The sequence below is a fragment of the Alkaliflexus imshenetskii DSM 15055 genome, from assembly GCF_000517065.1.
Lineage (GTDB): Bacteria > Bacteroidota > Bacteroidia > Bacteroidales > Marinilabiliaceae > Alkaliflexus > Alkaliflexus imshenetskii.
Genome location: NZ_KI912105.1, coordinates 3,774,833 through 3,789,355 on the forward strand (window position 1 = coordinate 3,774,833; position 14,523 = coordinate 3,789,355).

Annotated in this window: 10 protein-coding genes; 2 read left to right on the forward strand and 8 right to left on the reverse strand. The window is 44.1% G+C overall.

All coding sequences use genetic code 11. The features are described 5' to 3' along the window. Nucleotides 1–28: 28 nt before the first annotated feature. The 4 genes from nrfA to ALKIM_RS0115625 form a co-directional block, all read right to left on the reverse strand. On the reverse strand, nt 29–1,543 hold the full coding sequence (gene nrfA / locus ALKIM_RS0115605; protein ID WP_026475454.1) for an ammonia-forming cytochrome c nitrite reductase: 1,515 nt from the start codon (nt 1,541–1,543) through the stop codon (nt 29–31). A 54-nt stretch (nt 1,544–1,597) separates the two neighbouring features. After that, complete coding sequence (nrfH, locus tag ALKIM_RS0115610; protein WP_026475455.1) at nt 1,598–2,182, reverse strand: cytochrome c nitrite reductase small subunit; 585 nt, start codon at nt 2,180–2,182, stop codon at nt 1,598–1,600. A 262-nt stretch (nt 2,183–2,444) separates the two neighbouring features. Continuing rightward, the gene (gene hcp / locus ALKIM_RS0115620) at nt 2,445–4,085 is read right to left on the reverse strand and encodes a hydroxylamine reductase (protein WP_026475456.1); all 1,641 of its coding nucleotides are present in this window, start codon (nt 4,083–4,085) and stop codon (nt 2,445–2,447) included. 223 nt (nt 4,086–4,308) lie between these two features. Next, nucleotides 4,309–5,190, reverse strand: a complete 882-nt coding sequence (locus tag ALKIM_RS0115625; RefSeq protein ID WP_026475457.1) for an ATP-binding protein — start codon at nt 5,188–5,190, stop codon at nt 4,309–4,311. 274 nt (nt 5,191–5,464) lie between these two features. Between ALKIM_RS0115625 and ALKIM_RS0115630 the strand changes: the two genes are divergently transcribed. Then, a complete protein-coding gene (locus ALKIM_RS0115630; protein ID WP_026475458.1) occupies nt 5,465–6,133 on the forward strand; it encodes a Crp/Fnr family transcriptional regulator in 669 nt (222 codons plus the stop codon). 13 nt (nt 6,134–6,146) lie between these two features. On the opposite strand, the gene ALKIM_RS0115635 is transcribed toward ALKIM_RS0115630, so the two are convergent. The 3 genes from ALKIM_RS0115635 to queC all read right to left on the reverse strand — a co-directional run bounded on the left by ALKIM_RS0115635 (nt 6,147) and on the right by queC (nt 8,773). Next, the gene (locus tag ALKIM_RS0115635; RefSeq protein WP_026475459.1) at nt 6,147–7,028 is read right to left on the reverse strand and encodes a 7-cyano-7-deazaguanine reductase; all 882 of its coding nucleotides are present in this window, start codon (nt 7,026–7,028) and stop codon (nt 6,147–6,149) included. Nucleotides 7,029–7,160: 132 nt separating this feature from the next. After that, on the reverse strand, nt 7,161–8,021 hold the full coding sequence (locus ALKIM_RS0115640; protein WP_044118015.1) for a 7-carboxy-7-deazaguanine synthase QueE: 861 nt from the start codon (nt 8,019–8,021) through the stop codon (nt 7,161–7,163). A gap of 80 nt (nt 8,022–8,101) precedes the next feature. Beyond that, a complete protein-coding gene (gene queC / locus ALKIM_RS0115645; RefSeq protein WP_026475461.1) occupies nt 8,102–8,773 on the reverse strand; it encodes a 7-cyano-7-deazaguanine synthase QueC in 672 nt (223 codons plus the stop codon). Nucleotides 8,774–9,284: 511 nt separating this feature from the next. On the opposite strand from queC, the gene ALKIM_RS0115650 reads away from it, so the two are divergent. Next, nucleotides 9,285–9,920 (forward strand): NAD(P)H-dependent oxidoreductase, encoded by a 636-nt coding sequence (locus ALKIM_RS0115650; protein ID WP_026475462.1) that lies wholly within the window; start codon nt 9,285–9,287, stop codon nt 9,918–9,920. Nucleotides 9,921–9,971: 51 nt separating this feature from the next. Here the strand turns inward: ALKIM_RS0115650 and ALKIM_RS18895 are convergent, their stop codons facing one another. Continuing rightward, a complete protein-coding gene (locus tag ALKIM_RS18895) occupies nt 9,972–14,453 on the reverse strand; it encodes a hypothetical protein (protein ID WP_052345606.1) in 4,482 nt (1,493 codons plus the stop codon). Nucleotides 14,454–14,523 lie beyond the last annotated feature (70 nt).

The following is a 14,523-nucleotide window of genomic DNA, read 5'->3' on the forward strand; positions in this document are numbered from 1 at the left end:
TCATTTTGTATCTTAATCTTGTGTCATCTTAGTTAACCGATACGGGATAGGTCGCTTCCCGTTTTTTGGCAGTTTCGAGCCATTGTGGTACAACGGTTTTAAGGAACACTTCCTTCTCGGCATTTAAGGTAGCCATATCAAGGCCAATGAATGCTTGCGCCTTGGCTTTGGTAGAAATATCGGGTAATTCAACCGGGCCTGTATGTCCAAGGGTTGCCAATAGCCGTGCCAGCTTCACGCGGGCTTCCTGTGCTTTATCCATACCGGTGGAGATGATGCGTCCCAATTCAAGAGGGTTGTGAAATGAGTTACCATGGCCTGCAGCTGCAAAGTCCCATCGCCACTGAGCATGGCGGATATGCATCAGAATATCCTGCATCTGCGTTTCCGATGCACCCAAATCCCAGGCCTTTTTGGCTTCAAGATGCGCTTTAACCAGTTGATCCTCTAGCTGAGTGCGTATTTCATATATTTTATCCTGACGGTCGTACACGTTTTTAATCAAACGGTCGGTCTCTTCGCGGTGACAAACCTGACATGAACTAGCCACGTTGTTGAGCGGGCTTTGGATGTGGTGATTTGTAAATTTCATCCCACCTTCGCTTTTGTAGGGCATGTGACAATCGGCACATGACACACCTCGTTCCGCATGAATTCCTGTGGCATACACCTCGTAATCGGGATGTTGCGCCTTTAGCATCGGAGCTCGGCTAAGTGTGTGGGTCCAGTCAGTGAACCCAATGCGGTCGAAATAGGCTTCCATATCTTCCGCACGCATACCGTCATCCCACGGGAATACCAGATAGTTCACATCTTCAACAATGTTTTTATTAAAATAGTATTCAACATGGCACTGTGCACAGACAAGGCTGCGCATCTCTTGGTGCGAAGCTTTGGTAATGTCTTTTCCCTGACGTTCGAAGGCTTCAACAAGAGCGGGGCGTGAGATGTGTAGATTCATGGTTTCGGCATCGTGGCAGTCGGCACATCCGATGTGGTTCACTACTTCGGCGCCTAGCATATCCCATGAGCCTGCATAAAATCCGGCAACGCCATGTTCGGCCATTAGCCTTGGAACATCAGGACTTTTACAGGTCCAGCAGGTGTTGGGCTGAAACGAAGGTTTTCCATCCATCGGTGCTCCAACACGAAGTGTATTGTAGACATCTTCTACCGAGTAGTAGTGTCCGCGTGGCTGATTGTAATCACGGGAGAAGGCATAGCCTGCCCACAATATTACCATTCTTGGATTGTCGGCAAGCGCGTCGCGCAATCCGGCTGTATTATGTTTACTTGAGAAGGTGGTGTCGGCAGTTCGCATATATGATTGGTATTGCCGCGGAAAGTTCTGTCCCCAAACCTCGTTACGTGGCTCCAGGCTGCTGTGGTTTACCTGGGGGGTATAGGCAAATACAGCTTCGGCTCTGCGCTCAACAATGGTAGAGGCAAACAGACCCAGAACGAATACAATAACCATCGTGCCTAAAAAAATGACCCAACCGAGCCAGGGTTTCTCTTTTATTTGTTCACTTATTGGTTTCATAAGTATAGAATTTAGGTTTTGATTTAAAATTGATGCGAAGTTTAATTAATAGTTCTACCTGCGTGATACTTTCTTAAGCCATTCAGGTATGGGGCTGGATGGTACCGGTACCCGAGCATCGGGCACACTGGATAGACTATTGACGGTGCCGTGTGGTACATCGCGATGACATTCAACGCAATATCTGTCACCAATATTCTGATGGATATCAGGGCGCATGGTGGTTAGTTTGGTGTCATCGAGCAAGTAGGTATGACATCTCACACAATTGTCTTGCACAGCGTCTTTTCCGGCTTGTTTAATTGTAATAACCTGAGGTTCTAAACGGAATGTAAACATATAGGAGTGACGCATGCCATCCATCGCCTTAAAAAGGTAATGTTTAAAGATGTTGTCATTAGGTACGTGACAATCGCTACAACCAGCAACTTCGCGGTGCGAGCTGTGACTCCATGTGGCATATTGCGGCCCCATGATGTGGCAGTTGACGCATGTTTTCGGATTGTCCGAAAGATATGACGGAACGTTGGCTATGTGAAACACATAACTTCCCAATCCGGCAAATATGCCCAGAAGAACAATTACCGGAACTTTCCAGTGATCGGGCGGTATGAACCATCTGAGTAAGGATGTAAGCATAGGTAATGGTTTGGTTTGAAATCGAATTTACAATAAAGTACTCGATTGTGAAATAGAAAAGGTTGTTCCAAACTCAATTTATAATTAATCTAATTAGCTTATTTATATTGTGTTGGTTGTAATGTAAAGTGTTTCAGCAAATAAAACGACATTTCAGTCTTTAATTGTGTTTGTATTGCCATAAAAAAATATGTTTATCAAAAAAAAGCGGCTTCTGTAAAGAGCCGCCTTTTTTAGTTTGATTTTCATCACTTGGTATTTTCTAAGCTGTAATGCTGAATCGCTCCAAATCTTCTTCAACCGTTGAGATGGTGCCAATGCCAAAGTTCTCAACCAACACGTTTGTAACATTGGGCGATAAGAATGCAGGCAAAGTGGGTCCAAGGTTGATGTTCTTTACGCCGAGTGAAAGCAGTGCCAACAGCACAATTACCGCTTTTTGTTCGTACCAGGCTATGTTATACACAATGGGTAACTCGTTGATGTCTTCCAATCCAAACGCTTCTTTTAATTTGAGGGCTGTAACTGCCAATGAGTATGAGTCGTTACACTGACCCGCATCCAGTACACGTGGAATTCCGCCAATATCGCCCAAAGGCAATTTGTTGTAACGGTATTTTGCACAACCGGCTGTGAGTATCACGGAGTCTTCAGGTAAGGCTTCGGCAAAATCGGTATAGTAATTACGTGTATTCATGCGTCCGTCGCATCCTGCCATAACAATAAATTTCTTAATGGCACCAGACTTAACAGCATCTACTACCTTTCCAGCCAAAGCAGCAACCTGGTTATGGGCAAACCCACCAACTATTTCACCCGTCTCCAGCTCTTTGGGAGGAGCACACCTCTTTGCGTGTTCGATAATTACTGAGAAGTCTTTGGTCTGACCCTCCAACCGCTCAGCGATGTGCATACAGCCATCAAACCCGGCGGCTCCGGTAGTGTAAACACGCTTTTTGTAACTGTCCTTTGGCGGTACAAGGCAGTTGGTGGTAAGTAATACCGGCCCATTGAATGCCTCAAACTCCTCAACCTGCTGCCACCAGGCATTGCCGTAATTGCCAACAAAGTGACTGTATTTTTTAAATGCGGGATAGTAGTTTGCAGGCAACATTTCGCTGTGGGTGTAGATATCTACACCGGTACCTTCGGTTTGCTTGAGAAGCTCTTCAAAATCTTTTAGGTCGTGCCCACTTACAAGTATGCCAGGATTGGTTCGTACACCCAGGTTTACCGAGGTAATTTCCGGATGCCCATAGCTCTCAGTATTGGCTTTGTCGAGTAGCGCCATTACATCCACACCAAACTTTCCACATTCCAGAACAATTGGTATGAGATCGTTAACTCCAAGCGTGGTGTCCACAGAAGCCAACAATCCTTTTTTCATGAACTTGTTCACTTCTGCACTGTGATAGCCAAGGTTGGCGGCATGTTCTGCATAGGCAGCCATACCTTTCAGTCCGTATATCAGTAACTCTTTTAGCGAACGTATGTCTTCATCTTTCTCGTTAAGAATTCCAACAGTTTCACTTTTTGTATAAAGATCATCGCGGTTTGTGCTTCGCCATGCGGCACATTCCGGAACATTCAGAGGTAGCGCACCAATTTGGGCCTTCAGAGTTTCTTGAATATCAAATCCTTCTTCGATTTGAAGCGATATTTTGTTGGCATCAAAATTGGCATTGGTGATGGTAATAAACATCGAATCGATGATGTATTTCTCTGCTTTGGAATTTGCAATTCCTTTTTCGTCTGCCTGGTTACTCCACCATGCAACACCCTTGGTCACAAATAGAAGCAAATCCTGGAGATTGGAAACTTCCGGCGTTTTTCCACACACACCTTTAACAATGCACCCAATTCCTTTGGAGGCTTCCTGACATTGAAAACAAAACATTGACATGTTGATTCTATTTTAAGTTGTTATAAAACATTCCTGATGGGCTTTGAGTTAAGGCAACAGATAGCCCGTCTGATGCCAACAGTTGGTTAAAACCTGGCAAGAGACCAAACAAAGTTCACATAAAGTCTAGGCAATGACATAGCCTTTAGCGTTTTCAATTACTGCACAAAGGCTGCTATAGACTATGCTCTAAGCATAGATTAAGACAAGAAGAAGCGAAGTATTACACCCACTCTTCGGTTAGCACCTGACCTTCTACCGAAATCTTCATCATTTTAAGGGGTATCTTGCGTGAAGATTGTGCCACTGCGGCGCGGGCCATTTGAAGCAGTCCTGAGCAACATGGTACCTCCATGATGACCACGGTTAACGTGTTGATTTTGGCTTCATCAATCAGACGCATCACTTTGCTTAAGTAGTTTTCCTGTCCCTGATCGAGTTTTGGACAGGCAATGGCAAGTGTTTTGCCTTTTAGTATCCGGTTGTGGAAGTCTCCCATGGCAAATGCCGCACAGTCGGCAGCCAGCACCATGTCGCTACCTGTAAACATAGATGATGCCGGATTGATAAGGTGCATCTGAACCGGCCATTGGCGTAATTCGGATAAACCTCCTGCCGTTTGAACTGGTGTAAAGGCTGGCGCCTGAGGTTTCTGAATGGAGCGTTCGGCAGAACCCGGACAACCACCACCATGTGCATGTTGCATGGTTCCCATTTTTGGCTTGTGCATCTCACGTATGATGTCGTCCAGGTTAAATGGCAGCGACTCTCTGTTAGCCTGCATATATTGCATGGCCTGCTTCATAAACTGAATCTCATTGTGATCGCGCAGGTGTTTCAAGTGCGCAATGACTGTATTGATGCCTTGGGGAATTATCAACTGGATAACTTTTACTTCATCATAAGGCTCAGCTTCACGCTCTTCGATGGTGATAGCTCCCTGTGGGCAATGACCCAGACAAGCACCTAAACCGTCGCAAAGCAGGTCGCTTATAAGGCGTGCCTTTCCATCAATAATCTGGAGAGCCCCTTCATGACACGCTGGCACGCATTCGCCGCATCCGTCACACAAACTTTCATCAATATGAACAACTTCTCTAAGCATATAGCGATTTTTTATTTTGTCATTTCTATTTGAAAGGATATTTATTTGTGATTTACCCTCTCTTAAATTTATGGTACAAAAATAGAGGAGATGACACTCTTTTTTTTGTAACATAGGTTACAAAACACTCTTTTTTTTGTAGATTCGTTATTTGTTGCAAGCTAAACATGATTTTTTGAGTGTGTTTGTGTCACATAATCAGCAGTTTGCATTACAGTGATAACCATCCGTATGTTTTTGTCAGATACTTAGTTTTTGATTTCAGATTACATTTATGGAGAATTACCTCATACACTCCCCTTTATTTGCTTCTATACCTGTTGGAGAGATTAAACGCCTGCTTAGTCAGGTTCATCATCAGGTAAAGCGTTATCACAAAGACGACATCATTGCATTTAGTGGTGATGAATGTAACTCATTGCAGATTGTTCTTTCGGGTAGCGTGCGCGGTGAGATGATGGATATGGCCGGCAGAGTATTGAAAATTGAAGACATTGGACCGGCACGTCCATTGGCTGTGGCTTTTTTATTTGGACAGAACAACCGCTTTCCTGTTACCATCACTGCCAATGAGGAGGTGGAATTACTCTATTTGCGCAAGGAGTCGGTCATTAAACTGATTCAGATAAGTGAATCGTTTTTGACCAATTTCATGAATGCCGTTTCTAACAGGGCACAGTTTATCTCGGGGAAACTAAAATTCCTTTCGTTTCAGAGTTTAAGGGGTAAACTGGCGCATTTTCTCCTCGAACTCGATCGTCAGGAATCGGGGCAGGTCATTCTAACCAAAACACAGGAAGAGCTTGCCGAGATTTTTGGTGTGGCACGCCCCTCATTAAGCCGGACATTGAGAGAGCTTCACAATGAAGGGATGATACAGGCAGATGGCAAACGCATACAAATTTTGGATCGCAAAGCGCTTCGCGATTGTCTGGTAAGATAATGCAAAGCGTCTGTTATTGTTGTAGAAGTTTTTTTGACAATACGTTGGCGTTGGAAAGGTTTAGTGGAATGAGGTGCTGGTGACTCGCCCGTATGGGACAAATATCGATGCCACCACGTCGGGTATAGATGCAGGTTACCATCAATTCGTCCGGTGAAAAAATATCAAATAAACGTTTGTATATCATTTCACAAATCTCTTCGTGAAAATGATTTTCGTTGCGTATGGATACCAGGTATTTAAGCAGCGATGTCTCCTCAGGCAGCTGTTCTGCTTTGATGTATATAAATGCCGAGCCCCAGTCGGGTTGATGAGTGATTTTACAATTGCTGCGCAGCAGGTGGGTTGCCACGTTCACAACGCCTGATTTCCGACTGCCAGATGATTTCAGAATATCCGGGTTTTCCGTAAAATCGATAAAATCGATGGTTTCTATCTGGCTGTTGTTTTCCAGTAAAGTAAATGCCTCAAAATCAAATGGTGCAGCATCCGTTGAGTGTAAAAAAAGAGAAGCCTCAACTTCGCAATTAAGCAGTTGCGACAAATCATTCTTAATAATTTGCAATATCTCATCAATACCCTCCTTTGGTGTGCAACCAAAGCGCTCCATGTTAAAGGCGTTTAAGTATAGCTTTAGTGATTTGCTCTCGACCAGAAAGGGACTGTTTGCAGGATATACCAGCTTGAGCACCCCTGCTACAGGAAGCCCCTTTTGGGTTAAAAAACTTAGCTCCCAACCATGCCATGCGTCAACTCCAATAAATGGCAGCGTGTGATTATGCAGATTGTATATCTCACGGTTTATGCTACGTGGTACTGCCACCAAAATTTCAGGTGCATATTTTTGCGGGTATGAGACTTGTTTGCCTAGTAGCTTGCCTTCTATTGGTTCCATGATTGCCAGATGCTTTATTGTTTTTCAATAAATGTAACTATCTCCATTCCAAAGTATTTTGATGCGTATTGTAGTCCAAAATCAATGCTACAACTTCGAAATGTTTCGATTATCAATAAAAAGAACGGCTCATTAAACGCCTGCTTTAGCGCCAAACAGGTCAATATGTACCCGTTGGGTAAAACGCCAGCCATTGCGAATAGCCATTTCGAGAACCATTGGGGTGGTTTGTTGCAATTCCAAAGAGTTGGCTCCCAGCGGCATTAGCATTATCTCGTCAGGTTTCCAGTTATGCAGGTGTTTCAGATAGTTGTTTTTTATCTCCGCCTCATCTTCCGGGCGTCCTACCACAAACTTCATCTGCAGTTCTTTAGTTGTGTTTCGACATAAATCGATATAGGATTGTAACGCACTAAGATTTAGCCGCTTTTCGCCATGAAAGGAGAGAGGTCCGGAGGGCTTAAGTCCCAGTGCGGCTAGTTTGGCCTCGTTGGGAACCGAATTGAGCAATTTAGGCGATATGCTGAACAAGTCAATATGTGCTGCCAGCTCTTCATCGTAAAGGGTGCCATTCGTCTCCATGGTGAGATGAAGATTAACCTGCCCCTTTAATCTGGATGCAAGAGCGGCAAGTGGAGCTTTTTGAAGCAGCGGTTCTCCACCGGTAAGCACCACATGACGTATGGGGCCCAGATTGTGACGGACAATGTCAGTAATTTCATTCACATCCATCTGGTTCACCCCTTTGGCATCAAAAGATGCGTAAGGTGTATCGCACCTGCTGTAGCTGCCATCGGGCAGTTGCCAAATGCAGCGCAGGTTGCACGATGACAACCGAATGAACAATGAGGGAACACCTGCCAACTTCCCTTCACCCTGTATCGTACCCGCAAAGTTCATCCCTGTTGCAGGCATATCTTTTAAATCATCGCCATTCTTATCTTTTACCACAGGGAATACGCCCTCATTGGCCAATATCAATTTATCTGACATGCGTAATTTATCTGATTTGTTCTTCGTTGGCTCGTTTAAATATCTGTCGAATAATGCTAAATGCTTGATTGCGATTTAACTTACAAGCTTTTATCGATAACACCAGCTTCGCTAAAGGCCTTGGCACGAAGCAGGCAGCTGTCACACGTACCACAAGGTTTCTCTCCACCACGATAACAGCTCCAGGTATGTTCAAATGGTACGCCCAACGTATTGCCCAGAACTATTTCGTCGGTTTTGGTTTTATAAATAAAAGGTGCATGAATGGTTATGGGGATGTTTTTTTCTGCTCCCATCACAGTTCCCTGATTGATAGCTGTTTCCATGGCTTTTATAAATGACTCACGGCAGTCCACATAACCTGAATAGTCAACCTGGCTTACACCAATGAAGATATCCTGCGCACCAATGGCTTCGGCATAGGAGGCAGCAATCGATAAAAAAACCATATTACGCGCCGGCACATAGGTCACCGGGATATCGGTGCGCTCCACATTTCCATCTTCTACTTCCATGGTTTTGTCGGTTAGGGAGGAACCTCCCCATTGATCCATATTGATGGTTACCAGTCTGTGAGTATTTACATTGGCAAGTGATGCCAACTTTTCAGCAGCTCGCAGTTCACGATCGTGTCGCTGGCCATAATTAAAGCTTAAAGTGAAAGGTTCATATCCCTGGCTTTTTGCAAGCCATAGAGCAACTGCCGAATCCAGTCCTCCCGATAGAAGTATTACTGCCCGTTTGGTTTCCATTGTTAATTGATGTTTTGATGTTGTTTTAGCCCTTAACACGAGCCGACAATACCAGAAACCAAACGAACCAAACAAATAGGGACATTGCAGAAGAGTGAGCTCAAAAAAGAGCTTGCAATAAGTAAACACAACTGATATAGGTTAAACAACAGTTGATTTTACAGTTTTGCACATGGTAGCCATGACCCATAGTTTTGTTTAGAGACAGGATGGTTTCGAACTGTCTGCCCTTTTAAGGCGATGCAAAGTTAAGTAATCTTATTAGAGTTTGACTGATTTTAAACCAGAATTGTGTTTTAGAAGATAGACGATTAGATGATTCGTGATAATTTCATGAGCGAGTTATGATTTGTTTATCGCAATATGTCGCTGCCTCTTGGATTATGATTTCCAATTTTAACATCTTCATAAATTAACAAAATACTAAGGTTTCACTGAGATAATGTTGCACCCTTTGGAACCATTTCGTAAATTGTTTGTTTACTTTCTATCATTAAAAATTAAACAAATTATGAAAGAGATACATGAAGCTTATGCTTGGCGTTATGCTACAAAGCGGTTTGACGCCACCCGAAAACTTTCAAAAGAGCAGTTGGATAAATTGTTAAGTGCAGCACAAATGGCGCCATCATCTTATGGATTGCAGCCTTTTGAAATCATGGTAGTAGAAAAGGATGATTTGCGTAAGCAGTTACAGGAGGCAGCTTATGGTCAGCCACAGCTCACTGAAGCGTCTCACGTGATTGTTTTTGCTGCCAACAAAAAGGTGCATGAAGCACTTATCGACAGTTTTGTGCAGCGAGTTGCTAAAACACGGGGACAGTCAACGGAGAGCTTGCAGGACTTCCGCAACATGATGGTGGGGTCGGTTTCAGGAAAAACGGAGCAGGAGAGATTTCAATGGGCAGCCCGTCAGGCTTACATTGCTTTGGGCTTTTTACTTTCAACTGCCGCAATTGAAGGTATTGATGCTTGTCCGATGGAAGGTTTCAACAATGCGGAGTTTGATAAATTATTGAACCTTGAGCAGAAAGGTCTTCATTCCGTAGTAATGGCCACTGTGGGATTCCGCTCAACAGATGATAAATATGCTGCCCTGTCAAAGGTGCGTAAAACGGTTGATGAATTATATACATTCTACAAATAATCAAGAAAAGAGGCTGCCACTAATGCGACAGCCTCTTTTCATTTTATTTTCTCACTCATCCGAAGCCTGAGTTTCGGATGTCTCTTCTATATCCTCATCATCAGATTCTCTTACACCATCTTCAAACAACCTTAAGAGTCGGCGTACTCTGCTTTCCGGTGCCATGATGAAAGAGTAAGGTCGTTCACCCAGACGTGTTTTAAGCTTTCTGTCATCGGGCTTAAGGGTTTGCACGTTGGTATTATACTCTTCAAGAGATGAACGGGTTTGCATCATTCCATTCCGATAGCTGAAGAAGAAGTACACCTCGTCAGATGCTTTGATGTGTATATCTAATGCATTGCCGCCTCTGCTGAAAGCGATGGATGCTTTTACCTGAACTTTACGGTTTACCGGATTGTCTTTTATCCAAAGCATCACTGCCTCGGTATTTGCCAGATAGCTGCGTGATGCAGGATCCCAGGTCCACGACAGGCTGTCGAGAACCAACATGTGTTGATGTTCAGCTGGAAGGGAGCGCATCCTTTCAAAACCCTGCAGCTCACGGGATACTTTCACCGCATTTTCCATATCCATCCATTCTCCCATACGCCGAACGGTGCCTGGTGATTCCGGATTGCCTTTGCGTTCACTGTCTGCATTTCTCAAACCAAGCGTCATGATTTCAACAGAACGGTTGTCGAGCATAAAATCAGTGCCAAAAAGGGTAAGCAGATCCACACGTTCGCTATTTCGTGTATGAGTCATCTGCCCGGAGGCGAATGTTTTAACCTGTTCCAACTCCAGACCCATGTTAATTTTACCTTCACCGGTTACCAGGCATCCCTCATTGTGATATCTTATCACATTTCCAATGGTATCGGGTTGGTTAATTTTGTGTGGTTGTGCAATGATGAAACTGTTGAGATTCTCATTAAAATGGAGTAGTCCTGATGCCGATAATAGTGGCACATCGCTATGGAACCTTCTACTTTCCAGGAACGCGCTATAAATCACGTTTGAATCGCGGTTGAGATAGAAATGTCTGTAGATGTTCTCAAACTCGAAATTCTGAGTGTTTTCAGCAATAGGTATGCGCACTTCGGCTGGGTCTATTTCTGACTCAAAACGCACATAGTTCTGAGGCCCTGATAGTGAGCAGTTGTGGAGCATCTGAGCCCCACCCTTGAACGTGAGCAATGGCTTGCCTGCCGACAACGCCACATCGCCTTTAAAGGCAAAATAACGGTTAAAAGTAAAAAGTTCACGCTCGGCAATGACGCCTTCGGCCCGGGTTCTTCTGTCACGTCCTACGTCAATTTTACTGAAACCAATAACTTTCTTGTCGTTGTTGCCATTTACAAAATCGTATTTGCCCTGTGCATTGTATGCATATTTGCCTTCAATATTCACACGGGCATCGTAAAAATGGTGCAGTGAATCGTTCAGTACAATCTTAACCGAATCCAACAAGTCGAGCACAGCGTCACGGTTAATGGTAACTTTACCGTTTTGCAGAAACATTTCGGTATCTGCCACTTTAATGCTTTTTACCTCTTCGGCATAAATTTTACGCGCTTCTACATCGTAAAGAGCCAATGGTACTATGAAATCAAGCGAATCTTGCCGTCGATGGGTAGAAACAAACCTGTTACCTGCAGCACCCCGTGCACCCAGATAGATGTCGTTTTTGTCCATATCCCATGAAAACTCATTGATATAGGCTAAATACCGGTTTTCGGTAAACTCCACTTTATTGCCCGCATCGCGCGATGTAAAAGAGCCCTGGCGTGTTTTGAAATTGATATTCGAAATAAGGTTGGTAGTACGGAAGTTGACCTCACTCGTGCTGGTTTCACTAATCAGGTTAAAATCAGAAGAGTCTGCCATAACCACGTGGTGTCCCAAATCAAATCTTTTTGCCACCAGATATGCCTTAGCCATATTAAACTGGCCGCTACCTTCTAAACCATTGGGAGATACTGTTAATGTGCCATCCAGAGTGGTTTCCCTGTTGTAAAGTGTGAAGGGCTCTTCCATTACGTGAGCCAGAAGTTTATACCTAAATGGTTGGAACTCAATCCTCGCGTATTTTCCCTGCACATCGGGGTATTCAACACCTGTCTCGCTGGGTGTGATATTAAATGCGTGTGCCAGACCTTTTGTTACATCAGGTAAGAAGGTAAACTCTTCGGAGGACGAGGATGAGGCAAGATATGTAAGTGTGCCGTTTCCTAACAATCCTTCGTTACTCAAATCTATGATGTTGGTAAAGTCGGCCTTCCCTCCATAAACCGGATAGCCCCGCTCGGGCGACGTGCGTCTGAAACCTAGTGAAAAATCAGGTCGTACCACCAGTGTTTCGTCTATCACCGGAAAGATTCCGGAGTTGAATTTTCCGGAGAATGCAATGTTATTTCTCGAAAGGCTGTTGATGCTATCCATCCGGAACGGATCCAGAATGAAGTAGAACGATTCCCGTTCATACGCCCCGTTTTGCGTAGTCGAATGATCGTAATACACAAACGAGTTTGTGTTGCTCGTTAACCTTGGGTATTCGGCATAGTTCTCCTTTCCCGATTTGTTATCGTTTCTGTCAATTTCGAGAAAGCCAGACAATTGTGCCACCGTGCTGCGGATTCTTCGCTGAGCTCTTCGTCCGTAGTAATCGAGACGTTCGGTTTCAACGCGCATTGCCATGGAGTCGATGGCCGTAAGGTCTATACGAAAATCCTGATAGTTAAATAGAAAACTGTTTCCATACAGATTGATTAATCCAGCTGTGATGGCGCCGTCAAAGCTGAAGTTTCTATCCCTCTTCAATATAATTTTTTCTTCCTGAGGGAAGAACACCACGTTTTGCCTGTCACTTATCGAAATGGCAGAAACACCTTCCATCGATAAATCGTAGTTTCTGAGGTCGAATATGGCATTTGGCACCGAACCGGGTGTTGTTGATTTGAACCGTATCACATCGTAGTCCTTTCTTCCGGCTCTAAACATCAGAAAGTCGGTAAGTCGCTCCCTTATTTCAATGTAGTCGGTATTCACATTGTATCCAACAAAACCATGAAAGGAGAGACCAATAACCTGCTGGCGCACCTGACTTTCAGGCATCCCGAGAAAGCGGGCATAGTCTGCCGCTGTAAAGGGGCGCTCGCCAAATCTCCTGGAACAGTTTAACAGCCCTTGAAGCGGGTGTAGCGCATCCATACCCTGAAGTCGGTTGTAGAACTCTTCACGAAAGTAGCTTATCGACTCAAAAAAGGCGTGGTTTTCTGAAGCTCCGGTTATCATCCTCAGCTCCATTATGGGCTCGGTAATTTTCCATTTAATCAACTCTGTATCCATACTAATATTATGGTAGGTGTTGAAAAACGGGCTTTGCGATAAACCTTCACCGTCTCTTATGAGATGTATCTCTTTTACCGGATCCAGATATTTGAAGAGAAGTCCGGGATGATAGATAAATCCCGTGTCGAGATGAATGGTTATTTCGCAGGTATTGGAGATGATTTGGTCTTTGCGTAAGGCAAAGTATAGCGATTTGGCGGTGAGAAAGAGTTCATCGTTACGAAAAATTGTAATGACAGCCGGACTTTGTGATGTGCCGGAACCCAGAAACTTTGACCCATGCTGCGAAAAACCGCCTTCGTAATGAAAACCGTTATGTATATTATCGATGCGGTATCGCTGTTCGTATGACTCAAATTTGGGATAGGTTGTATTCTCCGGATTTCGGATGCTCATCATACGATGATGGATGTGCCCACGAAGTGGCTCGCTGAAATAGTGTCTGTTATAAAAATCCACATTCTCAACTCTTATTTCGTTGCGCGACATATCTAAGCTGTAATCCTTAAAAGTAGCGTAAACCATGTCAGGTGTAAAGCCGCTCTGTTCCCAATTTATTGCGCCATGCGTACCTTGCCATAAGCCACTCATAAGGTTGACTCTACCTGAGGTGTTTAAGACTACAATACTGTCATTACGCGCTTTACATACCAGATTGGTTTCGTTGATATTGACATATAATGAATCGGTAAATGAAAAAGTGAAACGATTTTGCGATGCATACCACTTCAAGGCGGCGGTGGAGTACACAACCTGCTCATTGAGCATATCAGTGGTGAGTTCCATTAATCTGTTGGCATGCCGAAGCTGATAGCGTGGGTTTGAGAGCAGTTCCAGAAGTCCATTATGCCAGACGTCAAAACTGGATTGTGGGTGCCCCGATGCAGTGAAGTTTAATATGGTTGACAGGTAAAGATGATAATCGGGATAAGGGCGGCCGCGTTTTTCATGTATCCTGTCAGACACTTTCATCACGGTTTCTTTAAAATCGTCTCGTGTATCGGGATTGTTCCAAAACAGTCGTACTTCATTTACAAAATCGCGGGCTGCACGGCGGTCGGTGGATACACTGAAAACCTCCTCTATACCTGCTACATACGCTTCTATTCCGTTTTTACTGAAATGATTGTTTTGTGCAAATATATCTGCTGTTGGTAGTAATAAGGTTGTAATCAGAATAAATCGTAGAACTTTAACCATAGACCGCCTCTTTCAATGTTTGATAAAACTCAGCAAGCTGGAGGAATCTGTCGGAATCCTCCAGTGAAAT